The organism is Glycomyces sp. NPDC047010 (assembly GCF_040644205.1).
Lineage (GTDB): Bacteria > Actinomycetota > Actinomycetes > Mycobacteriales > Micromonosporaceae > Glycomyces.
On sequence record NZ_JBEYVY010000004.1, the window covers coordinates 323,355 to 348,267 of the forward strand.

The 24,913-nt window shown below is 71.1% G+C and carries 18 protein-coding genes; 14 read left to right on the forward strand and 4 right to left on the reverse strand.

The genetic code is table 11. The features are described 5' to 3' along the window. The first annotated feature begins 78 nt into the window (after window positions 1–78). From AB0A65_RS10670 to AB0A65_RS10690, 5 genes are all read left to right on the forward strand, one after another. Window positions 79–696 (forward strand): response regulator, encoded by a 618-nt coding sequence (locus AB0A65_RS10670; protein WP_359949616.1) that lies wholly within the window; start codon window positions 79–81, stop codon window positions 694–696. Between the two features lie 116 nt (window positions 697–812). Next, complete coding sequence (gene polA, locus AB0A65_RS10675; protein WP_359949619.1) at window positions 813–3,524, forward strand: DNA polymerase I; 2,712 nt, start codon at window positions 813–815, stop codon at window positions 3,522–3,524. Between the two features lie 210 nt (window positions 3,525–3,734). Beyond that, window positions 3,735–5,234: a 30S ribosomal protein S1 gene (gene rpsA / locus AB0A65_RS10680; RefSeq protein WP_359949622.1), complete on the forward strand. Its 1,500-nt coding sequence runs from the start codon at window positions 3,735–3,737 to the stop codon at window positions 5,232–5,234. Window positions 5,235–5,308: 74 nt separating this feature from the next. Then, window positions 5,309–6,499: a dephospho-CoA kinase gene (coaE, locus tag AB0A65_RS10685; RefSeq protein ID WP_359949625.1), complete on the forward strand. Its 1,191-nt coding sequence runs from the start codon at window positions 5,309–5,311 to the stop codon at window positions 6,497–6,499. Between the two features lie 217 nt (window positions 6,500–6,716). After that, complete coding sequence (locus AB0A65_RS10690) at window positions 6,717–7,586, forward strand: hypothetical protein (protein WP_359949628.1); 870 nt, start codon at window positions 6,717–6,719, stop codon at window positions 7,584–7,586. 64 nt (window positions 7,587–7,650) lie between these two features. On the opposite strand, the gene AB0A65_RS10695 is transcribed toward AB0A65_RS10690, so the two are convergent. After that, window positions 7,651–9,069: a hypothetical protein gene (locus tag AB0A65_RS10695; protein ID WP_359949631.1), complete on the reverse strand. Its 1,419-nt coding sequence runs from the start codon at window positions 9,067–9,069 to the stop codon at window positions 7,651–7,653. A gap of 78 nt (window positions 9,070–9,147) precedes the next feature. Between AB0A65_RS10695 and uvrB the strand changes: the two genes are divergently transcribed. Then, the gene (uvrB, locus tag AB0A65_RS10700) at window positions 9,148–11,205 is read left to right on the forward strand and encodes an excinuclease ABC subunit UvrB (protein WP_359949634.1); all 2,058 of its coding nucleotides are present in this window, start codon (window positions 9,148–9,150) and stop codon (window positions 11,203–11,205) included. A gap of 57 nt (window positions 11,206–11,262) precedes the next feature. On the opposite strand, the gene AB0A65_RS10705 is transcribed toward uvrB, so the two are convergent. Then, window positions 11,263–11,553: an antibiotic biosynthesis monooxygenase gene (locus AB0A65_RS10705; protein ID WP_359949637.1), complete on the reverse strand. Its 291-nt coding sequence runs from the start codon at window positions 11,551–11,553 to the stop codon at window positions 11,263–11,265. A gap of 269 nt (window positions 11,554–11,822) precedes the next feature. On the opposite strand from AB0A65_RS10705, the gene AB0A65_RS10710 reads away from it, so the two are divergent. Next, complete coding sequence (locus AB0A65_RS10710; protein WP_359949640.1) at window positions 11,823–12,869, forward strand: TerC family protein; 1,047 nt, start codon at window positions 11,823–11,825, stop codon at window positions 12,867–12,869. 59 nt (window positions 12,870–12,928) lie between these two features. On the opposite strand, the gene AB0A65_RS10715 is transcribed toward AB0A65_RS10710, so the two are convergent. After that, the gene (locus AB0A65_RS10715) at window positions 12,929–13,828 is read right to left on the reverse strand and encodes an NlpC/P60 family protein (RefSeq protein ID WP_359950072.1); all 900 of its coding nucleotides are present in this window, start codon (window positions 13,826–13,828) and stop codon (window positions 12,929–12,931) included. A gap of 258 nt (window positions 13,829–14,086) precedes the next feature. Between AB0A65_RS10715 and bioB the strand changes: the two genes are divergently transcribed. Continuing rightward, the gene (gene bioB, locus AB0A65_RS10720; protein ID WP_359949643.1) at window positions 14,087–15,154 is read left to right on the forward strand and encodes a biotin synthase BioB; all 1,068 of its coding nucleotides are present in this window, start codon (window positions 14,087–14,089) and stop codon (window positions 15,152–15,154) included. On the opposite strand, the gene AB0A65_RS10725 is transcribed toward bioB, so the two are convergent. After that, on the reverse strand, window positions 15,151–16,167 hold the full coding sequence (locus AB0A65_RS10725; protein WP_359949646.1) for a LacI family DNA-binding transcriptional regulator: 1,017 nt from the start codon (window positions 16,165–16,167) through the stop codon (window positions 15,151–15,153). The genes bioB and AB0A65_RS10725 overlap by 4 nt on opposite strands. 269 nt (window positions 16,168–16,436) lie before the next feature. On the opposite strand from AB0A65_RS10725, the gene AB0A65_RS10730 reads away from it, so the two are divergent. The 6 genes from AB0A65_RS10730 to tyrS all read left to right on the forward strand — a co-directional run bounded on the left by AB0A65_RS10730 (window position 16,437) and on the right by tyrS (window position 24,865). Then, complete coding sequence (locus AB0A65_RS10730) at window positions 16,437–18,755, forward strand: glycoside hydrolase family 3 N-terminal domain-containing protein (protein WP_359949649.1); 2,319 nt, start codon at window positions 16,437–16,439, stop codon at window positions 18,753–18,755. 56 nt (window positions 18,756–18,811) lie between these two features. After that, window positions 18,812–19,909 (forward strand): Gfo/Idh/MocA family oxidoreductase, encoded by a 1,098-nt coding sequence (locus AB0A65_RS10735; protein ID WP_359949652.1) that lies wholly within the window; start codon window positions 18,812–18,814, stop codon window positions 19,907–19,909. Between the two features lie 32 nt (window positions 19,910–19,941). Next, the gene (locus AB0A65_RS10740; protein ID WP_359949655.1) at window positions 19,942–20,856 is read left to right on the forward strand and encodes a PmoA family protein; all 915 of its coding nucleotides are present in this window, start codon (window positions 19,942–19,944) and stop codon (window positions 20,854–20,856) included. Next, window positions 20,853–21,572 carry a cupin domain-containing protein gene (locus tag AB0A65_RS10745; protein ID WP_359949658.1) on the forward strand — a complete coding sequence of 240 codons (720 nt, stop codon included), beginning with the start codon at window positions 20,853–20,855 and terminating at the stop codon, window positions 21,570–21,572. The genes AB0A65_RS10740 and AB0A65_RS10745 overlap by 4 nt, the downstream gene beginning before the upstream one ends. Window positions 21,573–21,680: 108 nt before the next feature. After that, a complete protein-coding gene (locus AB0A65_RS10750; protein WP_359949661.1) occupies window positions 21,681–23,546 on the forward strand; it encodes an RNB domain-containing ribonuclease in 1,866 nt (621 codons plus the stop codon). Window positions 23,547–23,608: 62 nt separating this feature from the next. Next, the gene (tyrS, locus tag AB0A65_RS10755; protein ID WP_359949663.1) at window positions 23,609–24,865 is read left to right on the forward strand and encodes a tyrosine--tRNA ligase; all 1,257 of its coding nucleotides are present in this window, start codon (window positions 23,609–23,611) and stop codon (window positions 24,863–24,865) included. The last annotated feature ends 48 nt before the right edge of the window (window positions 24,866–24,913 follow it).

A 24,913-nucleotide genomic window follows, 5' to 3' on the forward strand; every position in this document is an offset into this window, starting at 1 on the left:
CGGCTAAGCTAGCGTCCGGACGTGCCGCGATTCCCGCACGCCCCACCGTCCAGACGCGCATGAAAGGTACGGACCCGCATGACGAGCAAGGCCGCCGAGGAGCCGCGCAAGCGCGTGCTCATCGCCGAAGACGAGGGGCTCATCCGCCTCGACCTGGCCGAGATGCTCACCGAGGAGGGCTATGAGGTCGTAGCCGAGGCCGCCGACGGCGAAGCCGCCGTGCGCCTCGCCCAGGAGCACCTGCCCGACCTGGTCATCTGCGACATCCAGATGCCGATCATGGACGGTCTCCAGGCCGCCGAGAAGATCGTCTCCGCGCGCATCGCGCCGGTCGTGATCCTCACCGCCTTCTCGCAGCGCGACCTCATCAGCCGGGCCACCTCCGCCGGGGCCATGGCCTACCTGGTCAAGCCCTTCCAGAAGTCCGACCTGGTCCCCGCCATCGAGCTGTCCCTCACGCGCTTCGCCGAGATGACCGCCCTGGAGAAAGAGGTCGAGAACCTCACCGAGCGCCTGGAGGTCCGCAAGCTCGTCGACCGCGCCAAGGGCCTCCTCATGACCCAGTACGGCATGCCCGAGCCCGACGCGTTCCGCTGGATCCAGCGCGCCGCCATGGACCACCGCCTGTCCATGCGCGCCGTCGCCGAGCGCGTCATCGCCGAAGCAGAGCAGAAGGAAGCCCAGGAAGCCGAGTAGGCGACCCGATTCCCGAGGGGCCCGCGATCCGCCGGATCGCGGGCCTTCCGCGTTCCCCGGCACGCCGTCGCGGACTTGCCCCGATCCTGTCGGACCCACTCGATAGGCTCGGGGGCGTGACCGCTTCGCAATCCCGCCTGCTCCTGATCGACGGCCATTCAATGGCCTACCGCGCGTTCTTCGCCCTGCCTGCGGAGAAGTTCGCGACCGACGACGGGCAGGTGACCAACGCCGTCTACGGCTTCGCCTCGATGCTCATCAACCTGCTCAAGGCCGAGGCCCCCACGCACGTCGCGGTCGCCTTCGACGTCTCCCGCCACTCGTTCCGCACCGACGAGTACGCCGCCTACAAGGACGGCCGCGGCGAGACCCCCGAGGAGTTCAAGAGCCAGATCCCCATCATCAAGCAGCTCCTCGACGCCTTCGGCATCGCCTGGCTCACCAAGGACACCTTCGAGGCCGACGACATCATCGCCACCCTCGCCACCCAGGGCGAGGCCGCCGGGCTCGCCACCCTCATCTCCTCCGGCGACCGCGACGCCATCCAGCTCGTCAACGACAACGTGACCCTCCTCTACCCGGTCAAGGGCGTCACCGAGCTCGCCCGGTACACGCCCGCCGCCGTCGAGGAGAAGTACGGCGTCACCCCCGGCCACTACCGCGACCTCGCCGCGCTCGTCGGCGAGAAGGCCGACAACCTCCCCGGCATCCCCGGCGTCGGCCCCAAGACCGCCGCCAAGTGGATCGCCAAGTACGGCTCCCTCGACGGCCTCATCGCCAAAGCCGACGAGATCACCGGCAAGGCCGGGCAGAGCCTGCGCGACCACCTCGACGACGTCCTGCGCAACCACCGCCTCAACCTCCTCGTCACCGACGTCGAACTCGACAAGGCCGTCCCCGACCTCGAATGGGAGGGCTGGGACGTCGCCGAGACCAACACCCTCTTCGACGCCCTCCAGTTCCGCGCCCTCGGCGAGCGGCTCAACGCCAACCTCGCCGACAAGGCCGTCGGCGCCGCCGCCGTCCCCGTCGCCGAGACCGCCCGCGTCGAAGCCGCCGCGCTCGTCCCCGGCGGGCTCGCCGCCTGGCTCGGCGCCCGCACCGGCGACACCGGCGTGGCCTTCACCGGCACGTTCGCGTCCGGCGCCGGGTCCTTCGACACGATCGCGCTGGCCGAAGGCGGCCAGGCCCTCTGGTTCGAGCCCTCGCAGCTCGACGCCGAGGACGAGCGGTCCTGGACCGACTGGCTCGCCGACGCCGCGAAGCCGAAGCTCGTCCACGACGCCAAGGCGTTCCTGTGGGGCGCCGACGCCGCGGGCTGGCCCGAGCCCGCCGGGCTCAAGGCCGACACCATGATCGCCGCGTACCTCCTCAAGCCCGAGCAGCGCTCCTACGCACTCGGCGACCTCGCCATGCAGTACCTCGGCCGCGAACTGGAGACCGCCCAGACCGCCTCCGACGACGGCGCCCTGTTCAGCGACGCCGCGCTCGCGGGCGGGAGCGAGGACGACGGCTCCGCGCGCGTGCAGGCCGACTGCGACGCCGCCGCGGTCGTCGCCGAGCTCGCCGCCGAGCAGGCGCAGCGCCTGGAGCAGCGCCACCAGGCCGCGCTCGCCGACGACCTGGAGTTCCCGATCATCGGCGTGCTCGCGCGCATGGAGATCACCGGGATCGCCGCCGACGAGGGCCACTTCGCGGACATCGAGTCCGGGTTCGCCGCGCAGTCCAAGGACGCCACCGACCGCGCCCACGAGATCGTCGGGCGCCCCTTCAACGTCGGCTCGCCCAAGCAGCTCCAGGAGATCCTCTTCGAGGAGCTGAAGATGCCGAAGACCAAGCGCACCAAGACCGGGTACACCACGAACGCCGAGGCGCTCCAGCAGCTCCTGGTCAAGACCGGGCACCCGCTCCTGGAGCAGCTCCTGCGCTTCCGCGACGTCGAGAAGCTCAAGCAGATCGTCGCCACGCTGCGCGCCACGATCCAGACCGACGGGCGCATCCACACCACGTTCCACCAGACCGTCGCCGCCACCGGGCGCCTCTCCTCGGCCGACCCGAACCTCCAGAACATCCCGGTCCGCTCCGAGGCCGGGCGCGCGATCCGCGCCGGGTTCGTGGTCTCCGAGGGCTTCGAGTCGCTCATGACCATCGACTACAGCCAGATCGAGATGCGGATCATGGCGAGCCTCACCGGCGACGAGGGCCTGATCGAGGCGTTCATCGCGGGGGAGGACATCCACTCCGCGGTCGCCGCGAAGGTCTTCGGCGTCGGCCTCGGCGAGGTCTCGGCCGAGCACCGCCGCAAGATCAAGGCCATGTCCTACGGCCTCGCGTACGGCCTGTCGACGTACGGCCTGAGCCAGCAGCTCGGCATCGAGAACGCCGAGGCGCAGCAGCTGTCGGACGACTACTTCGCGCGCTTCGGGAAGGTCCGCGACTACCTGCACAACGTCGTCGAGGAGGCCCGCAAGACCGGGTACACCGAGACGATCATGGGCCGGCGCCGCTACTTCCCGGACCTGACCTCCGACAACCGCCAGCTCCGCGAGATCGCCGAGCGCGCGGCCCTGAACGCGCCGATCCAGGGCTCCGCGGCCGACATCATGAAGACCGCGATGCTCGGCGTCGACCGCGCGCTGCGCGAGGCGAAGCTCGACTCGCGGGTCATCCTCCAGGTCCACGACGAGCTCGTGTGCGAGGTCGCACCCGGCGAGTCGGAGCGGCTCGAATCACTCGTGCGGGAGCAGATGTCCAACGCCGCAACGCTCGCGGTGCCGCTGACCGTCGCCGCGGGCTTCGGCGATTCGTGGGAAGCCGCTGCGCATTAGCGGTGTCGATCGACACCGGGACCCGGCCCGGACTGGCGCGGCGTTATCGCGCACGGTAACCTGGACGGGCCTGGGCTTGTCCGCGTCCTCAGAATGGAGCAGGACGCCGCCGGCGGCAAGGGCGGCCCGGGACTGAACCGCGAGTGCGCGCGTCCGGCCAGGGTGCGTGCGCGAGCCCACGATTGATACGTATCCGGAGCACCAGCCCACATGACGAGCAGCATCGAGGCCACCTCGAGCAACGCTGAGAACAGCACCACGGTCGAAGAAACGTTCTCGGACGAGGAACTCCTCGCCGCGATCGACGCGACCATCAAATACTTCAACGACGGCGATATCGTCGAAGGTACCGTCGTCAAGGTCGACCGGGATGAAGTCCTGCTCGACATCGGCTACAAGACCGAGGGCGTCATCCCCTCGCGCGAGCTGTCGATCAAGCACGACGTCGACCCTGAAGACGTCGTCTCTGTGGGCGACCACGTCGAGGCCCTCGTCCTCCAGAAGGAGGACAAGGAAGGCCGTCTGATCCTCTCGAAGAAGCGTGCGCAGTACGAGCGCGCCTGGGGAACCATCGAGAAGATCAAGGAAGAGGACGGCGTCGTCCGCGGCTCGGTCATCGAAGTGGTCAAGGGCGGACTCATCCTCGACATCGGCCTCCGGGGCTTCCTCCCCGCGTCGCTGGTCGAGATGCGCCGCGTGCGCGACCTCCAGCCGTACGTGGGCCGCGAACTCGAAGCCAAGATCATCGAGCTCGACAAGAACCGCAACAACGTGGTCCTGTCGCGCCGCGCCTGGCTGGAGCAGACCCAGTCCGAGGTCCGCACCGAGTTCCTGCACCAGCTCGCGAAGGGCCAGGTCCGCAAGGGCACGGTCTCCTCGATCGTCAACTTCGGCGCCTTCGTCGACCTCGGCGGGGTCGACGGCCTGGTTCACGTCTCCGAGCTGTCCTGGAAGCACATCGACCACCCGTCCGAGGTCGTCGAGGTCGGTCAGCCGGTCGAGGTCGAGGTCCTGGAAGTGGACCTGGACCGCGAGCGCGTCTCCCTGTCGCTGAAGGCGACCCAGGAAGACCCGTGGCGCCAGTTCGCGCGCACCCACGCCATCGGCCAGATCGTGCCCGGCAAGGTCACCAAGCTCGTCCCGTTCGGCGCGTTCGTCCGCGTCGAGGACGGCATCGAGGGCCTCGTGCACATCTCCGAGCTGGCCGAGCGCCACGTGGAGGTGCCCGAGCAGGTCGTCAAGGTCGGCTCCGACGCCATGGTCAAGGTCATCGACATTGACCTGGACCGCCGCCGGATCTCGCTCTCGCTCAAGCAGGCCAACGAGGCCTACGTCGAGAACGAGGAGCAGTTCGACCCGACGCTGTACGGCATGGCCGCGCAGTACGACGACCAGGGCAACTACATCTACCCGGAGGGCTTCGACTCGGAGACCGGCGAGTGGATGGAGGGCTTCGACGAGGCCCGCGAGGAGTGGGAGCGGCAGTACGCCGAGGCCCGCACCCGCTGGGAGGAGCACGGCAAGCAGATCGCCGAGCGCGTCATCACCGAGGCTCCGGCCAAGCCCGCCGAGGGCGAAGCCGCCCCGAAGGGTGACAAGGGCGCCAAGAAGGCCACTTCCGAGAAGAAGTCGGCCCCCGCGGAGCCCCAGGGCACGCTGGCCACCGACGAGGCGCTCGCGGCTCTCCGCGAGAAGCTCGCCGGCAACTAACAGCTGTCACTCTTTCAACTGACAGACCACTGCCCGTCCCAGGCCGTTCGCCTGGGGCGGGTAGTGTTTTATCTGTGCTTAAAGTCGCATTGACCGGTGGCATCGGAGCCGGTAAGAGCACGGTCGCGAAGCAGCTCGCAGAGCTGGGGGCGAGCGTCATCGACGCCGACGCCCTCTCCCGCGAAGTCGTCGCCCCCGACACGGAGGGCCTCGCCGCGGTGGTCTCACGCTTCGGCCCCGAGGTCCTGACCCCGGAGGGCGCGCTCGACCGCGCGAAACTCGCCCAGATCGTCTTCAACTCCGCGCCCGCGCGGGCCGAACTCGAAGCGATCGTCCACCCGCGCGTCCGCGCGCGGGCCCGCGAGATCACCGAATCCCTGCCCGAGGACGCCATCGTCGTCCAAGACATCCCGCTCCTGGCCGAGACCGGCCAGGCGCCCGGCTTCCACCTCAACATCGACGTGGAAGCGCCGCGAGAGCTCCGGCTCGAACGGCTCGCCGCGCGCGGCCTCGACCGCGCCGACGCCCTCCGAAGGATCGACGCCCAGGCGTCCGACGCCGACCGCCGCGAGGTCTGCGACGTCGTCCTCAACAACGGCGACGACGTCCACGAGCTCGAACGGCGCGTGGCCCTGCTGTGGGACGAGCGCATCAAGCCGTTCGCGGAGAACCTGCGCCACGGCCACGCCGAGCGCCGGCCCGAGAAGCTCCAGTTCGTGGAGTCGGACCCGGCCTGGTTCCGCCGCTTCGAGCACCTGGCCGCGCGGCTGCGCCGCGTCATGGGCCCCAGCGCCGTCCGCATCGACCACGTCGGCTCGACCGCGGTCGCGGGCCTGCCCGCCAAGGACGTCATCGACATCCAGGTGACCGTGGTGTCCCTGCACGTCGTGGACGCGTTCGCGGAAGCGCTCGGCGACGCCGGATTCTACGGCGCGGTCGGGTCCGACTCGCCCAAGCCCGAGTTCCCTGACGTCGCCATGTGGGAGAAGCGCCTCTACGGCTACGCCGACCCCGGCAACGTGTCCCACATCCACTTCCGGTCGATCGACACGCCCGGCCAGCGGTTCGCGCTGCTGTTCCGCGACTGGCTCCGCGCCGACCCGCAGGCCCGCGCCGACTACGCGCAGGCCAAGGGCGTGCTCGCGGCCAAGGTCGACTCGGTCACCGACTACGCCGAGGCCAAGGAGCCCTGGTTCGACAGCGAGGGCTGGCCCCGCGCCAACCGCTGGGCCGAGGAGCACGGCTGGCACGCGCCGCTCTGCTGATCGTCCAAACACGACAAATCCGGGCCCGCGGTGCGACCGCGGGCCCGCTCGCGTATGCGCACGCGGCCGCCGATGCTGATACGATGACGAGTCGCGTTCGACGCGGATTCGATTCCGCCCGGCGCCGTCATTCACCGATCGGTGCGCATTCGGTCGCTCAGCGTCCCAGGTGCCACCGGCATCCGCTTGTACGAGCAACGAAAGTCTTTTCGGGACAATGCTGACACCCTTCCCGCTCACGGTCTTCGGCACGACCTTGCTCATCGCGACTCTGACAGTCCACATAGTCCTCGCAATCCGCGCGAGACGCCGCATACCGCCGCTCGACGCGCTCCTGCGGCGCCACGGCCGCTCCGACTGCGGTCACGTCGACACCCAGATCCGGGACCCGAAGGACGTGCAGCGCGAAGCGCGCGCCGCCGTCCGCGACCCGCACCGGCCCGCCGAGGACCGGGCCCGCGCCGTCCACGACCTCGCCCACGGCCGCGCCGCGACCGACACCACCCGGTGGACCCTCCGCAACACCGTCCAGGACCGCTACCTCGACGAAGACCACCGCTTCGCCATGCTCACCGCCTACTGCCGCTGCGATCCCGAGGCCGCCCTCGAAGCGCTCGACCTGTTCGCCCGCGACGGCTCCAACAACGCGTTCCGCAGACTCGAAGCGGCCCAGTGGATCACCGAGCGGTCCGTCCGGCGCCGCGCCGTGCTCGCCATCGCGACGGCCGCCGAGGTCGACGCCGAGTGCCGCCTCAAGGCCGCGACCGCGCTCAAGCCGCTGGCCCCGCGCGACGCCGAGGCCGCGTTCCAGGTCATCGCCACCGATGCCGCCGTCGGCTTCGGCGTGCGCATCCTCGCCGCGAACGAGTGGGCGCTCATGGACCGCGAGGCCGCAGTGGAGGCGCTGTGGCGGATCGTCCTCGCCACGACGACGCCCTGGTACTGGCGGATCGTGGCCGCCGCGAAGCTCGTCATGCTCCGCGTGCGCGCCGCCTACGACCTGCTGTGCGAGTGGATCGAGAACCCCGAGCTGCCCGCCGACGCGCGCGCCCAGCTCTCCCTGACCCTCAAGCGCCTCGACGCCTGACTCGAAGCGGCACAGACGCACCGCGGGCCCGGCCGAGAGGCCGGGCCCGCAGTCATGCTGCGCCTCAGCCGATCTGGTCCTCGACCCCCCACGGGACCGCGACCATCGGGTAGTCCTCGTACGCCACGTTCGCGCTCGCGACGCCGTAGTACGTCATCATCTCGACTTCGGTCAGGCGGTCGTCGGCCACGTGGTACCGGTACGCCGACTGGCCCGCCGCGGCCTCCGCGTCGCCGTTGACCGGGAACTCGACCACGTACTCCGGCTCGTCCTCAGTGCCGTCGGTGCGCAGCAGCTTCGCCTGCTCGGCCATCTTGGCCTCGTCGTCGGGCTCCTCGGAGGCCATCTCCAGGAGCCGGTACACCAGCGACTCGACCGGGCCGAAGCTGTCCGCGACGTCCTCGTCGGACAGCTGGTGGGCCTCCCAGCCCTCCGTCGGCGGCGTGTCGGGCAGCTCGCCGTCCTCGACCGCGAGCGTTGCGAAGCCGCCCGGCCGCGCGAGCATGAGCCGCTGGCCGCTCGCGTCCTCCAGGTGCAGGTACGCGGTCATGGTGCGCCAGTCGATCGACCCGAACCCGGTCGCGACCTGCCCGTCCGCGATCGGCACCGACATCTCGACCTCCGAGGACTGCTCCCAGTTCTCGTACCGGACCTCGCTGATCGTCTCGGCCAGGTCCTCGTCCACCGCGCCCGGCGCGATGGCCGGGCCGCCGAGGAGGTCGATCGGGTCGAGCCCGGTCGCGTCGATCTCGACGTCGCGCAGGAAGTCCACGGCCGAGAGGCTCTCGGAGCCCGTGTTCACCTGGAACCGGCGCAGCACGCCCTCGCCGTCGATGGAGTACAGCGCCTCGGGGGCTGCCGCGGCGGTCTCGCCCGCCGCGGGCTCGCCGGTCTCGACCATGATCGGCGCCCGGAACGAGTCCACGGGCTCGCCGTCGATGATCCCCTCCTCGCGCCAGGTCGCCTCGTCGGCCAGCTCGGCCGGGTCGTCGGCGTCCGCCGCGGTCAGCGTGAACAGGGAGGACACCAGGATGTCCAGAGTCGTCTCCAACTGCGAGCCGGCGCCCGAGAGCATCGCCCGGGTCGTCCAGCCGTCTTCGGGGACGGTGGCGGCGGTGAACGCGGCCTCGTCGTCGGCCCGCGAAGCCATCAGCCCCGGCACGGCCTGGACCAGCGTGTACGTGCCGTCGGCGGCCGGGACGCGCGCGTACACCATCGGGACCTGCCAGTCCATGTACCCGTCGACGGTGAGCGTCTCGCCGTCGACCGGCAGGCTCATCCGCAGCGCGACGGGCGCGGCTTCGTGGTTCTTCTGGCGCATCGAGGCCAGCAGGGCGGCCTCGTCCTCGCTGACCGGGCGCTCGGCCTGCGAGTTCCCCGGACTGCACGAGACGGCGAACCAGCCCGCGATCGCGATGGCCGTGATGATGGCGACGACCCACAGCAGGGCCGACTTGAACGGAACAGAGGTAGTGGAGCTCACGCAGGGACCAACGATCCAGTGCCCGAAAAGTCACCGGCGGGAGCGAGGAGTGTCGGACCCCGGGGTTACCGTTGGGCCGTGGCTTTCGATATTCCGCGCGCCGACGGGCGCTTCGAGGTGGTCAGCGAGTACCGGCCCTCCGGCGACCAGCCGACAGCGATCGCGCAGCTCACCGACAGGGTCAGCGGCGGCGAGCGCGACACCGTGCTGCTCGGCGCCACCGGCACCGGCAAGTCCGCCACGTCCGCGTGGCTGATCGAGCAACTCCAGCGGCCGGCACTGGTGATGGTCCACAACAAGACCCTCGCCGCCCAGCTGGCGAAGGAGCTCCGCGAGCTCCTGCCGAACAACGCCGTCGAGTACTACGTCTCCTACTACGACTACTACCAGCCCGAGGCGTACGTCGCCCAGACCGACACCTACATCGAGAAGGACGCCTCGATCAACGAGGAGGTCGAGCGGCTGCGCCACCGCGCCACGTACTCGCTGCTCACCCGCCGCGACGTCGTCGTGGTCGCCACGGTCTCGGCCATCTACGGCCTCGCCACGCCCGCCGAGTACCTCGAACAGGCCACCGAGGTCGCCGTCGGCCAGGAGTGGGAACGCGACAAGCTGCTGCGCCGCCTCGTCGACGTCCAGTACGCCCGCAACGACATCGCCTTCACCCGCGGCACCTTCCGGGTCCGCGGCGACACGATCGAGATCATCCCGGCGTACGAGGAGCTGGCGATCCGGATCGAGATGTTCGGCGACGAGATCGACCGGCTCTACTACCTGCACCCGATCACCGGCGACGTCGTCCGCGAGGTCGACCGGGTCCTCATCTTCCCCGGCTCGCACTACGCCACGGGCGACGCCCGGCTCAAGCGCGCCATCGGCGACATCGAGGTCGAGCTCGAAGAGCGCCTGACGGAGCTGGAGTCCCAGGGCAAGCTCCTGGAGGCCCAGCGGCTGCGGATGCGCACGGTATTCGACCTGGAGAACATGAAGCAGACCGGCACCTGCAACGGCATCGAGAACTACTCGCGGCACATCGACGGCCGCCCCGCCGGGTCGCCGCCGCACACGCTCCTGGACTACTTCCCCTCGGACTTCGTCACGATCGTCGACGAGTCGCACCAGACCGTCCCGCAGATCGGCGCGATGAGCGAGGGCGACGCCTCCCGCAAGCGCAACCTGGTCGACCACGGCTTCCGCCTCCCCAGCGCGCAGGACAACCGGCCGCTGCGCTTCGACGAGTTCCGCGAGCGCGTGGGCCAGTCGGTGTACCTGTCGGCCACGCCCGGCAAGTGGGAGATGGAGCAGACCAAGGGGAAGTTCGTGGAGCAGGTCATCCGGCCCACGGGCCTGGTCGACCCGCACGTGGAGGTTCGGCCCACGAAGGGCCAGATCGACGACCTCATGTTCGAGATCCGCGAGCGCGCCAAGAAGGACGAGCGGGTCCTGGTGACCACCCTCACCAAGAAGATGGCCGAGGACCTCACCGACTACTTCCTCGACAACGGCATCCGCGTCCGGTACCTCCACTCGGAGGTCGAGACGCTGCGCCGCGTCGAGCTGCTGGGGGAGCTGCGCCGCGGCGACTACGACGTGCTCGTCGGCATCAACCTCCTCCGGGAGGGTCTCGACCTGCCGGAGGTGTCGCTCGTGGCGATCCTCGACGCCGACAAGGAGGGCTTCCTGCGCTCGGCGACCTCGCTGATCCAGACGATCGGGCGCGCGGCCCGAAACGTCTCGGGCACGGTCCTCATGTACGCGGACAACCTCACCGACTCGATGAAGGCCGCGCTCGACGAGACCGACCGGCGCCGCGAGAAGCAGGTGGCCTACAACCTGGAGCACGGGATCGACCCGCAGCCGCTGCGCAAGCGCATCGGCGACATCATGGAGGACCTGTACGACTCCGCGGCCGAGACCGCGAAGCTCGTCGCCGCCGAGCGGCCGGTCCGCGGGAAGAAGTCGGACACGAAGGGCGCGGGCAAGGTCCGCTCCGAGATCGTGCAGCAGATCGACGAGCGCAACGAGCAGATGCTCACCGCCGCAAGGGAACTGCGCTTCGAGCTGGCGGCGGCCTACCGCGACGAGATCGCCGACCTCAAGCGCGAGCTGCGCGAGATCGACGCGGCCGGGGCCTGACACGGGACCGGCCCGCGCGGGAATGCGCGGGCCGGTGCCGGTGTTGTGCAGAGGGTGCTAGTCGATGTCGACGGCATGCTCGACGAACGGCGGCTCGGCGAAGTACGGGCCGATCGCCTCGCGCCACTTCGGGAACCGGTCGGTTTCACGGAAGCCCTGCTCATGGGCCTCGACCGAGTCCCACTCGATGAGGAGCACGAAGCGGCTCGGGTTCTCCACCCCCTGCGTCATCCGCATGGAGCGGAGGCCGGGGGAGACCTTGACGAACTCGCGGGCGGACCGGTACGCCTCCTTGAAGGCGTCCTCCTGTCCGGGGGTGATCTTGATTTCAGCGACTTCCAGAACCATGGGCGGAGCGTGCCACAAGGTTCGGTGATCGCCGCAGGTCAGGCGTACTGTCGAGAGAGAAGTCACAAATCCGACTGATGACAAGTCGGGTTTCGGCAGGCAGAATAAGCGTGTCTGTTCAAAATCAGGTATGTGGGGAGTATCCCGCAGCGCCAGCGCTGTTAGCGTCGTCGTCAATGCACGGGACCGCGATCGGTCCCCGGTGACGCTGGTCCCAGAGGGATCGGGAGAGACCATGTGACCCTCCAAAGACCAAGGAAGGCAACACATTGGAACTCCCGGCCTGGGCATGGGCGCTGACCATGGCAGGACTGGCGTCGGTGGTCGTGTTCGACCTCGTGATGGCGGTCCGCAACCCCCACAAACTCTCCACGAAGGAATCGGCCACCTGGGCCGGCGTCTACGTCAGTGCCGCATTGCTCTTCGGAGCCCTCATATTCTTCACGCAGGGCGCCGCTTACGGCGGGCAGTTCTACGCGGGCTACCTCACCGAGCTGGCCCTCTCCGTGGACAACCTCTTCGTCTTCCTCCTGATCATCCAGGCGTTCCGCGTCCCGGACAAGCTCCAGTCGCGGGTGCTGCTGGTCGGCATCGTCCTCTCGATCATCCTGCGCGGCGGCTTCATCGCCGTCGGCTCGGTGCTCATCGAGCAGTTCAGCTGGGTCTTCCTCATCTTCGGCGCGATCCTCATCTGGACCGCGTGGGGCCAGCTCAAGGGCGACGACGACCACGAGGAGGGCCTGACGCAGAACCGCTTCATGCGGTTCGCGGAGTCGCGCATGCGCGTGGCCCCCGACTACGACGGCGGCCGCCTGACCACCCGCATCGACGGCGTCAAGTTCGTGACCCCGCTGCTGCTGGCGATGCTCGCGATCGGCTCCACGGACATCCTGTTCGCGCTCGACTCGATCCCGGCGATCTTCGGCCTCACGCAGGAGCCGTACCTGGTCTTCACCGCGACGATCTTCGCGCTCATGGGCCTGCGGCAGCTGTACTTCCTGCTGGCGGCCCTGCTCAAGTCGCTGCGGTACCTCTCGCTGGGCCTGGCCGCGATCCTCGGCTGGATCGGCGTCAAGCTCATCCTCCACGGCCTGCACGAGAACCAGCTCCCGTTCATCAACGGCGGCGAGCACCTCGACGCGATCCCCGAGATCCCGACCGCGCTGTCGCTGGGCGTCATCGCCGGCGTCCTCATCGCCGTCATCGTGACGAACGGGATCCTCCTGCGCCGCGAGGGCAAGACCTGGAAGGAGCTGTTCGAGGAGGCCGAGCGCGAGCAGCACGTCCCGGCCACCGCGGGCGCCGAGAAGGTCTGACACGCACGTGGAACGGCCCGCCTCCCCGGGACAGGAGAGGCGGGCCGTTCGCGTTGCTGTCAGGCCCTGACGGGCAGCCTGCGGCACGCGGCGATGCGCGCCAGCTCGGCGTCCTTGAGGGGCTCGGCGACGACCTTGCCGTAGACCGGCGAGGAGAAGATCACCTCGGGCAGGTCCGACTGGCTGCGCTCGGCCATGATCGCCGGGGTCTTCGGGTCCCCGCCGTGGTCGAGGAAGACCAGGTCGCCCGGGTGCAGGTCCTCGAACGCGACGGCCTCGCCCGCCTCGATGAGGGCCTCGCCGAAGCGGGGCACGTCGATCCCGAGCTGGCGGTAGACGATCCACACCAGGCCGGGGGCGTCGATGCCGTAGGCGCTGACGCCGCCGTGCAGGTAGGGGATCTCCAGGAGCTGCTGCGCGAGCTTGACGGCGTCGAGCCCCGCGGCGACCATCGCGGTCGAGGGCGCGGACAGGTCCGCGGCGGGCTCGGCCGTCAGGTCGCGCTGGGGGACCCAGCCGGGCTGGCGCGGCCCCGGGAGGGCCACGGGGACCCAGCCGCGGTACGCCTCGCCGACGACGCGCAGGCGCGTCCCGAGGGTCACGCCGGGGATCGACACGTCGCCCCCGGGCTCGTCGCGCACGGCCGTCGCCGTGGCGCTCACGAGGTACTCGGTGCCGCCGCCGCCCCCGTCGGCCGGGTGCGCGAGCTGGTCGAGGGGGACCCAGCCCGAGGTCTCCTGCGAGGGGCAGGTGACCTTCGCCCAGCCGTCGGCTATCTGCTCGACGTCGACTCGGGTGCCCAGGAGGCACTGGGTCCGCACGCGTCCTTTGAGGCCGTTGGCGCGGATGTCGTTGGTGAGCCTGGCGACCCATTCGCGGATGGCGGACGGCACGCCCAGCGCGAGCCGGTCCTCGGGCCCGGCGGCGGAGGGCTGGGCCCAGAGGGTCGCGACTGCCACGGCGATCAACGCCGGTTGTCCAGGTGCGATCGGCAAGATTGGTTCTCTCCGGATGGTTCGGGCGGTTCACAAGTCGAGACGCGAGCAGGGGGATCTCCACCAGCCCGCCGCGTCCTTCGCAGCACCGACCACCCACTGTAGCAAGTGTAGGCGGATCGCGACGCTCCGGCCCGAGCGTGATGTCGCGAGGGCATACCGCCCGATACCACCCGCACCATCGGAAAATCCCCTCCCCACGGCTGTGGGAGGATCGTGCCCATGACCGGACTCCCTGACGCCCTCGACCGCCTCGCCACCGCCGCCGAACTGGACCGCGCCCCCGACGCGGCGGACCTGGCGGCCGTCCTCGCGAGCGGCGACGCCGAGCTGATGGACGTGGTCGCCGCCGCCGCGCGGCTCCGCTTCCGCCACTTCGGGAACACGGTCAAGCTGAACTACCTCGTCAACCTCAAGAGCGGCCTGTGCCCCGAGGACTGCAACTACTGCTCGCAGCGGCTGGGCTCCAAGGCCGACGTCCTCAAGTACACGTGGCTCAGCCCCGAGCAGGCCGCGGACGCGGCCGCCGCGGGGGTCGCGGGCGGGGCTTCGCGGGTGTGCCTGGTGGCGAGCGGGCGCGGGCCGACGGACATGGACGTGGAGCGGGTCGGCAAGACCATCGCCGCGGTCAAGAACGCCGCCCCCGGCGTCGAGGTGTGCGCGTGCCTGGGCCTGCTCAAGGACGGCCAGGCCGAGCGCCTCGCCGACCTCGGCGCCGACGCGTACAACCACAACCTGAACACCTCCGAGGACACGTACGCGGAGATCTGCTCGACCCACACGTTCGCCGACCGCGTCGACACCGTCAACGCCGCCCACGGCGCGGGCCTGTCGCCGTGCTCGGGCCTCATCGCGGGGATGGGCGAGTCGGACGCCGACCTCGTCTCGGTCGCCCTCGGCCTGCGGGAGCTGGACGTCGACTCGATCCCGGTGAACTTCCTGCTGCCCTTCGACGGCACGCCCATGGAGGCGACCTGGGACCTGGACCCGCGCCGGTGCCTACGCATCCTCGCGATGGTCCGCCTCGCGAACCCGTCGGCGGAGGTCCGCCTCGCGGCCGGGCGCGAGGTCCACCTGCGCGCCCACCAGGCCACCGCCCTCCAGATCGTCAACTCGATCTTCCTGGGCGACTACCTCACCAGCGAGGGCCAGGCCGCCAAGGACGACCTCGCCCTCATCGCCGACGCCGGCCTCGTCCCCCTCGGCCTCGACACCGCCCCGCAAGAGGTCCGCGAAGCCGTCAAGCCCCGCAGGCGCGGCGCCGGCACCGAGGTCGCGCCGAACGCCTAGACCGCCGCGGTGGACTCGCGGACCACGAGCTCCGTGGCGAGTTCGAGTCGGGGGGAGTCGATCTCGTTGCCCGCGGCCATCTCCAGGACGGTGCGGGCCGCGAGGGCGCCCATCTCGGCGAGGGGCTGGCGGACCGTGGTGAGGGGCGGGGACGTCCAGCGGGACTCGGGGAGGTCGTCGAAGCCGACGACGCTGACGTGCTCGGGGATGCGCAGGCCCGCCTGGCGGATCGCCTCGTAGGCGCCGAAGGCCATCTGGTCGGAGGACGCGAAGATCGCCGTCGGGCGGGGGTCCAGGGCCAGGAGCCCGTTCGCGGCGTCGAAGCCGGACTGGTGGTAGAAGTCCCCGTCGAAGACCAGGGACGGGTCGAACTCGATGCCCGCGGCCTCCAGGGCGGCGCGGTAGCCGTCGAAGCGGGCGCGCGAGCACAGGACCTGCTTGGGGCCGTGGATGAACCCGATCCGGCGGTGGCCCAGGGAGATCAGGTGCTCGGTGGCGGCCAGGCCGCCCGCCCAGTTGGTGGCGCCGATCGCGGGGGCGTCCATCGTGGGCCCGCCCGAGGGGTCGAGGACCACCATGGGGACGCCGAGGTGGCGCAGCTGCTCCAGGATCGGGGACGCGAGCTGCGAGACCACCAGGATGACGCCGTCGGAGGCGCGGGTGCGGAGGTTGTCCATCCACTGCTCGGTGGAGGCGCGGCGGCGGTGCACCGCGGAGACGACCGTGCCGACCCCGGCGGCGTGCGCCGCGTCCTCCACGCCGCGGATGATCTCCACGGCCCAGGGGCTGTCCAGCTCGTTGAACACCAGGTCGACCAGGCGCGCGCGGCTGGGCGTGCGGGTCGAGCGGCGGCGCTGGTACCCGCGCTCGTTCAGCAGCTCCTCGACGCGTCGGCGGGTCTCGGGGGCGACGTCGGAGCGGCCGTTGATGACACGTGACACCGTCGGCACGCTGACGCCGGCCTCGTCGGCGATGGCGCGGATGGTGATCCGCCCGTGTTCGGCTTCGCTCAAGGGTCTCCTCCAGGTCCGGTGCGCAATGGTTCGCTGCACATCCTATAGCGCGGCTACGCGGCTCCCGGAGCGCGCCCGAAAGTTTCGGCCGCCGACCGTGAAACCGGGTGCTGGGCAAACGCATCCCAAGGTCAGATTGGCGCTAGAACTGAGGCTTCATCAATGTTATGGTGTGCGAACCTGTATCGAAAACGATCAGAAAAGTTTCAGAAACTATCGGCCCGGAACCAGCCGCCACGGCGCGCGCTGGGCCGCTTGAGTGGAGCAGCATGGACACCGACACCCCCGCGGAGACGGCCGAACGGGCCGCCGGGCTGGTCAAGCGGATGACCCTCGAAGAGAAGTGCGCGCAGCTGTCGAGCCTGTGGCACGGCGTCGAGGCCGACGCGGGGGAGATGGCCCCCCACCAGAGCGAGCAGACCGGCGGCGCCGTCGCCGCCGCCGACCCCCTCGCCCACGGGCTCGGCCAGGTCACCCGCCCCTTCGGATCCGCCCGCGTCGACCCCGCCGAGGGCGCCGCCCGCCTCGCCGCGATCCAGCGCCGCGTCCGCGAGAGCAGCCGCTTCGGCATCGCCGCCGTCGCCCACGACGAGTGCCTCGCCGGGTTCATGGCCTACGGCGCCACCATCTTCCCCACCGCCCTCGCCTGGGGCGCGACCTTCGACCCCGCGCTCGTCCACGCCGTCGCCCGGCGCATCGGCGACACCATGCGCTCGGCCGGCATCCACCAGGGCCTCGCCCCCGTCCTCGACGTCGTCGCCGACTCCCGCTGGGGCCGCACCGAGGAGACCATCGGCGAGGACCCGTACCTCACCGGCGTCCTCGGCACCGCGTACGTCACCGGCCTCCAGGACGCCGGACTCGTCGCCACCGTCAAGCACTTCGCCGGGTACTCCGCCTCCCACGCCGCCCGCAACTTCGGCCCGGTCTACCTGGGCCCCAGGCAGTTCACCGAGACCTACCTGACGCCCTTCGAGATGGCCGTGCGGCTCGGCCGCGCCAAGTCCGTCATGCCCTCCTACGCCGCCAACGACGGCGTCCCCTCCCACGCCAACACCCGCCTCCTCACCGGCATCCTCCGCGAGGAGTGGGGCTTCGAGGGCACCGTCGTCGCCGACTACTTCGGCGTCAACTTCCTCAACTCCCTGCACGGCATCGCGGGCGACCGCTCCGCCGCCGCCGCGGCCGCACTCGGCGCGGGCGTGGACGTCGAGCTCCCCGGCGTCGACTGCTTCGGCGAGCCCCTGCGCAACGCCGTCGCCGAAGGACTCGTCGAGGAGAAGACCCTCGACCGCGCCGTCGAGCGCGTCCTCGCGCAGAAGATCGAGCTCGGCCTGCTCGACGAGCTGCCCGAGCCGTCCGGGACCGTCGACTTCGACCCGCCCGAGGCCCGCGCGCTGGCCGCCGAGGTCGCCCGCAAGTCCGTGGTGCTCCTGTCGAACGACGGGACGCTGCCCCTCGCGGCGGCCCCCGCGCGCGTGGCGCTCCTCGGCCCCGTCGCCGACGACCGGGCCGCGTTCCTCGGCTGCTACTCGTTCCCCAACCACCACATGCGGTACGACACCGAGAGCGGCGAGCCGTACCCGGTGGTCGACACCGGCGTGGCCGTCGCCACCCTCGCCGACCGGCTCGCGGCCGACCTGCCCGGCGCCGCTATCGAGCACGTCGCCGGGGGCTGGGTCCGGGAGTCCACGGACACCGAGATCGCCGCCGCCGCGAACGCCGCCGCGGCCGCCGACCTGGCGATCGTCGCCGTCGGCGACCGCTCCAGCCTGTTCGGGCGCGGCACCTCCGGCGAGGGCTGCGACGCCCCCGACCACGCCCTGCCCGGCCGCCAGAACGAGCTGCTCGAAGCGGTCCTCGACTCCGGCACGCCCACCGTCGTCGTGGTCGTCTCGGGCCGCCCGTACGCGCTCGGCACCGCCCCCGAGCGGGCCGCCGCGATCGTCCAGGCGTTCCTGCCCGGCGAGGAGGGCGCGGCCGCGATCTCCGGCATCCTCACGGGCGCAACGGAACCCGAGGGCCGCCTGCCCGTGGGCGTCCCGGCCCGGCGCGACTCGCCGCCCGCGACCTACCTGGGCCCGCAGCTGGCCCGCCGCTCCGAGGTGTCCTCGGTCGACCCGACCGCCCGCTACCCCTTCGGGCACGGCCTCACGTACACCGAGTTCACCTGGGACGAGCCGGAACTGCTCTCCGGCGCCGAGACCGCGCCCGACGGCGTCGTCGAGGTGGCCGTGCGCGTCGCCAACACCGGGGGCCGCCGCGGCACCGAGGTCGTGCAGCTCTACCTCCACGACCCCGTCGCGTCGACCGTCCGCCCCGTGCAGCGCCTCGTGGGCTTCGCCCGCCTGGAGCTGGCCCCGGGGGAGGCCGCGCGCGCCCGCTTCGCCGTCCCCGCCGACCTCGCCGCGCTCATCGGCCTCGACGGCCAGTGGACCGTGGAGGCCGGGGCCCTCGAACTGCGCCTGGGACGCTCGGCCGCCGACACCGCCGCGGCCCTCGCCGTCCAGGTCACCGGCGAGCGGCGCATCGAGCCGGGGACCAGGGCATTGGAGACCCAGGTCACTGTCGAAACGGCTGTCGGCTAGTATTGTCGTCAGCGCTGGAAAACGTTTACCGAATCTCCGTGCCAAAGGAGTCCCCTGTGTCCTCCACCTACCGCCTCGCCGTCGTCGGCACCGGCGGGATCGCCAACCTGCACGCCGAAGAACTGCGCAAGCACGTCCCCGGCCGCATCGAGCTCGTGGCCGCCGTCGACCCCGACACCGCCCGCCTCGACGCGTTCAAGGACAAGTTCGGCCTCGACCGCGGCTACGCCTCCATCGAGGAGCTGCTCGCGAACGAGGAGCTCGACCTCGTCGACCTGTGCACCCCGCCCGTGGCCCACGGGCCCGGCGCCATCGCCGCCCTCGAAGCGGGCGTCGGCGTCGTCTGCGAGAAGCCCCCGGCCCTGAGCCTGGAGGAGTTCGACCGGATCGCCGCGGCCGCCGCCGCCTCCAGCGCCGACTTCGCCGTGATCTCCCAGCACCGCTTCGGCTCCGCGGCCGAGCGCGTGCGCAACATGATGGCCTCCGGCGTCCTCGGCCGCCTCGCCGTCGCCAAGTGCGACACCCTCTGGTTCCGGCCCGAGGAGTACTTCGCCGTCGAATGGCGCGGGCGCTGGGAGACCGAGGGCGGCGGCCCCACCATGGGCCACGGCATCCACCAGATCGACACGCTCCTGTCGATCGTCGGGCCCTGGTCCGAAGTGGTCGCCACCGCGCACCGGCACCGCCGCCGCACCAACACCGAGGACGTCTCGCACGCGATCGTCACCCTCGAATCCGGCGCGTCCGTGGTCATCACCAACTCGCTGCTGTCCCCGCGCGAGGTCTCCCAGATCCGCCTCGACTTCGACACGGCCACCGTCGAACTCGACCACCTCTACGGGTACGGGGACGACAACTGGTCGGTCCACCCGATCGAGTCCGCCGCCGACGACGTCAACCAGGCATGGGCGGGCGAGCCGCGCGGCCAGTCCTCCGGCCACGGCGCCCAGTTCAAGCGCATCGCCGACGCCCTCGACGGCAAGGCGACTCCGCCGGTCCCCGTCGAAGAGGCCCGCCGCACCCTCGAACTGCTCGCCGCGATCTACGCCTCCGCGTTCACCGGCAAGCGCGTCCGGGCCGGCGACATCGACCCGACCTCCCCCTTCTACCAGCGGATGGACGGCTCGGGCACGCCCTGGGCCGACCTCAAGTGACGACGTACCGGAAACCGAGTGGAGAGACACCGATGACGCTGCACCTCGCCGACGACGGCACCGCCCTCTCGATCACCAAGGGCGACCTTGAGATCCTGCGCTACGTCTACCGACCCGACAACGACCAGTTCGAGTCCCCCCGGCCCTACTTCGAGCCCCTCCGCGACCTCGCCGGGCACCAGGTGAGCCTCTACCGGCCCCACGACCACGTGTGGCACAAGGGCATCGCCCTCTCGCTGCCGAACGCGGGCCCCGAGAACTTCTGGGGCGGGCGCACCTTCCGCCGCGACCTCGGCTACGTCGACGAGAAGAACGACGGCGCCATGGTCCACCAGGAGTTCACCGAGCTCACTGCGGACGAGAACGGCGTCAAGGCCGTCGAGCGCCTCGACTGGATCACCGAGGACGGCCGCCACTTCTTCTCCGAGACCCGCTCCTTCGCCGTCGCCGTCCTCGCCGACGACACCTGGGTCCTCTCCTTCTCCACCGCGTTCACCAACGACACCGCGGACACGGTGGTCATGGGCAGCCCCACCACCGAGGGCCGCGACAACGCCGGGTACGGCGGGTTCTTCTGGCGCGGGCCCCGCTCCTTCACCGAGGGCCGGGTCTACACCGCCGACGGCGAAGGCGGCGACGAGCTCATGGGCGTGCGCGGCGACTGGATGGCCTTCCGCGGCGCGCACGACTCCGTCGACGCCGCCTCCACCCTCGTCTTCACCGACCACCCGGACAACCCCGGCGCGCCCGTCAAGTGGTTTGTCCGCTCGACCCCGTTCGCCGCGGTCTGCCCCGCGCCGTTCTTCGACACCGAGCTGCCGATGGCCCCCGGCGACACCGTGACCCTCCGCCACGCCGTGGCGATCGTCAACGGCGACACCGGCGTCGACGGCGCCGCCGAGAAGGCCGGACTCGCCGCCGCCGAACTCGCGAAGCTGGCCGCATGACCGGCTTCCCCGGCGGCACGGCCGTCTCCATCGTCACCGTCTACGACTGGCCCACGATCGACGGCCAGGCCGGAGGCTCCCCGCACTTCCACACCGCCTCCACCGAGGGCTACGTCGTCACCGGCGGCACCGGCGCGGTCGAGACCCTCTCCGGCGACGGCTACGAGCGCCGCGACCTCGCCCGCGGCACCGTCCTGTGGTTCACCCCCGGCACGGTGCACCGCCTGATCAACGCCGGAGACCTCGAACTCGTCGTCGTCATGCAGAACGCCGGCATCCCCGAAGCCGGGGACGCCGTCTTCACCTTCCCCGACGAGGTCCTCAACGACCCCGCGGCCTACATCGCCGCCGCCACCGCGCCCGGCGCCCCCGGCCTCACCCACGAGCAGCGCGGCGAGGCCACCCGCACCCGCCGCGACCTCGCCGTCGAGGGCTACCTCGCCCTGCGCGAACGCGTCCAGAAGGACGGCGCCGAAGCGATGAAGCCCGTGTGGGAGCAGGCCGCCCGCATCGTCGCCGACCGCACCGACACCTGGCGCAAGCTCTGGGCCGCCGGGCCCAAGGCCCAGGCCGACGCCACCGGCGCCCACCTCGACGCCCTCGCGGGCGCCGAAGCCGCCCACCTCTGCGACGCCCACGTCGCCTCCGCGGGCGACGCCGAAGGCAAGTGGGGCATGTGCGGACGCCTCGAGACCTGGGACCTCCGGCCCCAGTAGACGCACGCGAGGGGCCGGGTGTTCACCATGTGAACGCCCGGCCCCACTCGTATGCGCGCACAGCGTGTCGCTGCCGCTACGATTGCGGCTGGACACGAAGGAGCGCAGTTGGCCGAGCACAACCCGGCGGAGTGCGGGATCATGATCGACGCCCCCACCACCGCCGACCGCGACGACGCGGTCTGGATCGAACCCCTCGGGGACGGCGCCGGCGGCGAGACCGGCTTCGACGCGTGGATCCACATCGCCCGCGCCGCCGACCACGTGACCACCGGCGGCCCCGCCGACACCGAGGCCCGCCGCCGCGTCCACACCCGCTACCGCGCCGACCACACCCGGCACATGCTCCCCGCCCCCGTCGTCGAAGCCGCCTCCCTCACCCCCGACCGGCCCTGCGACACCTTCGCCGTCCACCTGCGCATCGACCCCGCCGGACGCGTCCTCGACGCCGAACTCGGCCCCGGCCGCCTCACCCGCTCCTGGACCATGACCCACGCCGAGGCCGCCACCGCCTCCGGCGACCCCGCCCACCCCCTCCACGCCACCCTCGCGCTCGCACTCCGCTTCGCCCAGACCATGCTCGCCGCGCGCCGCAACGCCGGCGCCCTCGCCTTCTACGACCTCCTCTCCGGCTTCGCCACCAACGAAGAGGGCCAGATCGTCCGCCTCGACTCCGCGGAACGCAACTCCGGCTACATCATCGTGCAGGAGTTCATGATCGCCGCCAACGCGCAGATCGCCTCCTGGGCCGTCCGCGAGGACCTCCCCATCCTCTTCCGCAACCACCGCCTCGCCGCCGTCGCCGGCGACCCCGCCGAACTCCGCGGCGAACTCGACGACATCGCCGCCTCAGGCGACGGCGCCGCCTTCGAGATGCTCCGCTCCCGCATGAAGATGGTCTCCCGCGCCGCCACCTACGGCCCCACCGTCCACGGCCACCACGGCCTCCAGCTCCCCGTCTACACCCACGCCACCAGCCCCATCCGCCGCTACCCCGACCTCGTCACCCAGCGCATCCTCCTCGCCGCCGCCCTCGGCCGCCCCGGCCCCTACAGCCCCGAAGAGCTCGCCGCCACCGCCGACCACGTCAACGAGCACCTCGACGCCGAGCGCCGCGCCAAAGCCGACTTCTTCAAGCAGCGCGCCCAGGCCGAGACCGCCCGCCAGATGGAGGCCGCCGACTTCGCGTCCCTGCCGTACAAGCAGTTCGCCCGCGTCCTCCAGTTCGCCGTCGAACGCGGCGAGGCCCCCGCCGGACTCGCCGACGAGACCGCCCGCCGCCTCGACGCCCGCGAACTCCTGCTCCGCGAGTTCGCCTCCGTCTACCTCTACGGCGGCCCCGACTTCCAGCCCCTGCGCGAACGCATGAACCGCCGCCTCTCCCGCGAACCCCAGCAGGCCCAGTCCGTGCTCAACGTCTACCTCCAGGACCGCCTCGGCGGCCCCGTCAGCAACGAGACCAACGTCAACTGGACCGTCGAGCCCGAACCCGCCTACGAAGGCCCCCTCTTCAGCGCCCAGGTCGCCCTCGTCTTCGACGGCACCCGCACCGAGTCCCCCAAGCGCTTGCAGCGCAACAAGAAGGACGCCCGCAACCAGGCCGCCCTGGCGCTGGCCGCCCAGCTCGCGGGCCTGCCCGACCTCTCCGCCGACGCCGCCGCGAAACCGCGCACCGACGCGCCCCGCAAGCTCCTCGTGGACGCCGCCGTCAACCCGGCCGAGGCCGTCCAGATCTACGCCGCCCGCGGGGCCATCGACGGCCTCGCGTGGGAGTTCGAGGTTGACGGGCCGTCCCACGAACGGGTGTTCACGTGCCGCGGCGAGGGCCTCCTGCGCGCCACCGGCGAGCGGGTCACGGCCGAGGGGAAGGGCCCGACGAAGCAGGCCGCGAAGACCGCCGCGTCCGCGGAGCTGCGGATGGTCGTCGAGGCCGGGCTCGCGCTCGGCGAGACCGGCACGCGCAGCCCGGCGTAGGCCGCACCACCCGCCCGCACGCACCGGGAAAAGCGTTTCGGCCGCTAGGGCACAATGAGACCGTGCATATTCTCGACGATTTCGCATGGCGCGGCCTCATCCAGGACTCCACCGGCACCGACTCCCTCCGCGAGTCGATCGACGCCGGGCGGCTCACGTTCTATGTGGGCTTCGACCCCACCGCCGTCAGCCTGCACGTCGGCCACCTCATGCAGGTGCTCACCGCCCGCCGCCTCCAGCTGGCCGGGCTGCGCCCGCTGCTGCTCGTCGGCGGCGCGACCGGCCAGATCGGCGACCCCAAGGAGGCGGGGGAGCGGTCGCTCAACCCGCCGGAGGTCGTCGCCGGGTGGGTCGAGAAGATCCGCGCCCAGGTCTCGCCGTTCGTCACCTACGACGGCGAGAACGCCGCGGTGCCGGTGAACAACCTCGACTGGACCTCGGAGCTGAGCGTCGTGGACTTCCTCCGCGACGTCGGCAAGCACTTCCCGATCTCGAAGATGCTCGCCCGCGACGTGGTCAAGTCCCGCCTGGAGGCCGGGATCTCGTTCACCGAGTTCTCGTACCAGCTGCTCCAGTCCCACGACTACTTCGAGCTGAACCAGCGCCACGGCTGCACCCTCCAGTTCGGAGGGTCGGACCAGTGGGGCAACATCACCGCGGGCGTCGACTACATCCGCCGCCGCACCGGCGACCACGTGCACGCCTTCGTGACCCCGCTCGTGACCAAGGCCGACGGCACCAAGTTCGGCAAGACCGAGGGCGGCGCGGTCTGGCTCGACCCGGAGCTGACCAGCCCGTACGCGTTCTACCAGTTCTGGCTGAACTCCGGCGACGCCGACGTGGTGCGCTACCTGAAGTACTTCTCGTTCAAGTCGCACGAGGAGATCGCCGAGCTGGAGGCCGCCACGGCCGAGAAGCCCGCCGCGCGCCTCGCGCAGAAGGCCCTCGCCGAGGAGCTGACCACGCTCCTGCACGGTGCCGAGGAGACGCAGAACGTCGTCGCCGCCTCGCAGGCCCTGTTCGGCCGCGGCGAACTGGCCGAGCTGCCGGAGGCGACGCTGCGCGCCGCGCTCGTGGAGGCGGGTCTCGCGGAGCTCCAGAAGCCCGACGTCACCGTCGCCGAGGCGATGAAGGAGGCCGGTGTCGTGGCGAGCCTCGGCGAGGCGCGCCGCGCGGCCAAGGAGGGCGGGGCGTACCTGAACAACGTCCGGGTCAGTGACGCGGAGGCCGTTATCGACCGGTCTGACCTGCTTCACGGCAGGTACGGAGTGATCCGGCGGGGTAAGAAGACCGTCGCCGGGGTCGAACTCGTCGGCTGAGTCCTACACTTGATTGGTTTTGTCGCGGTGAACAGAGGGGGAGACACA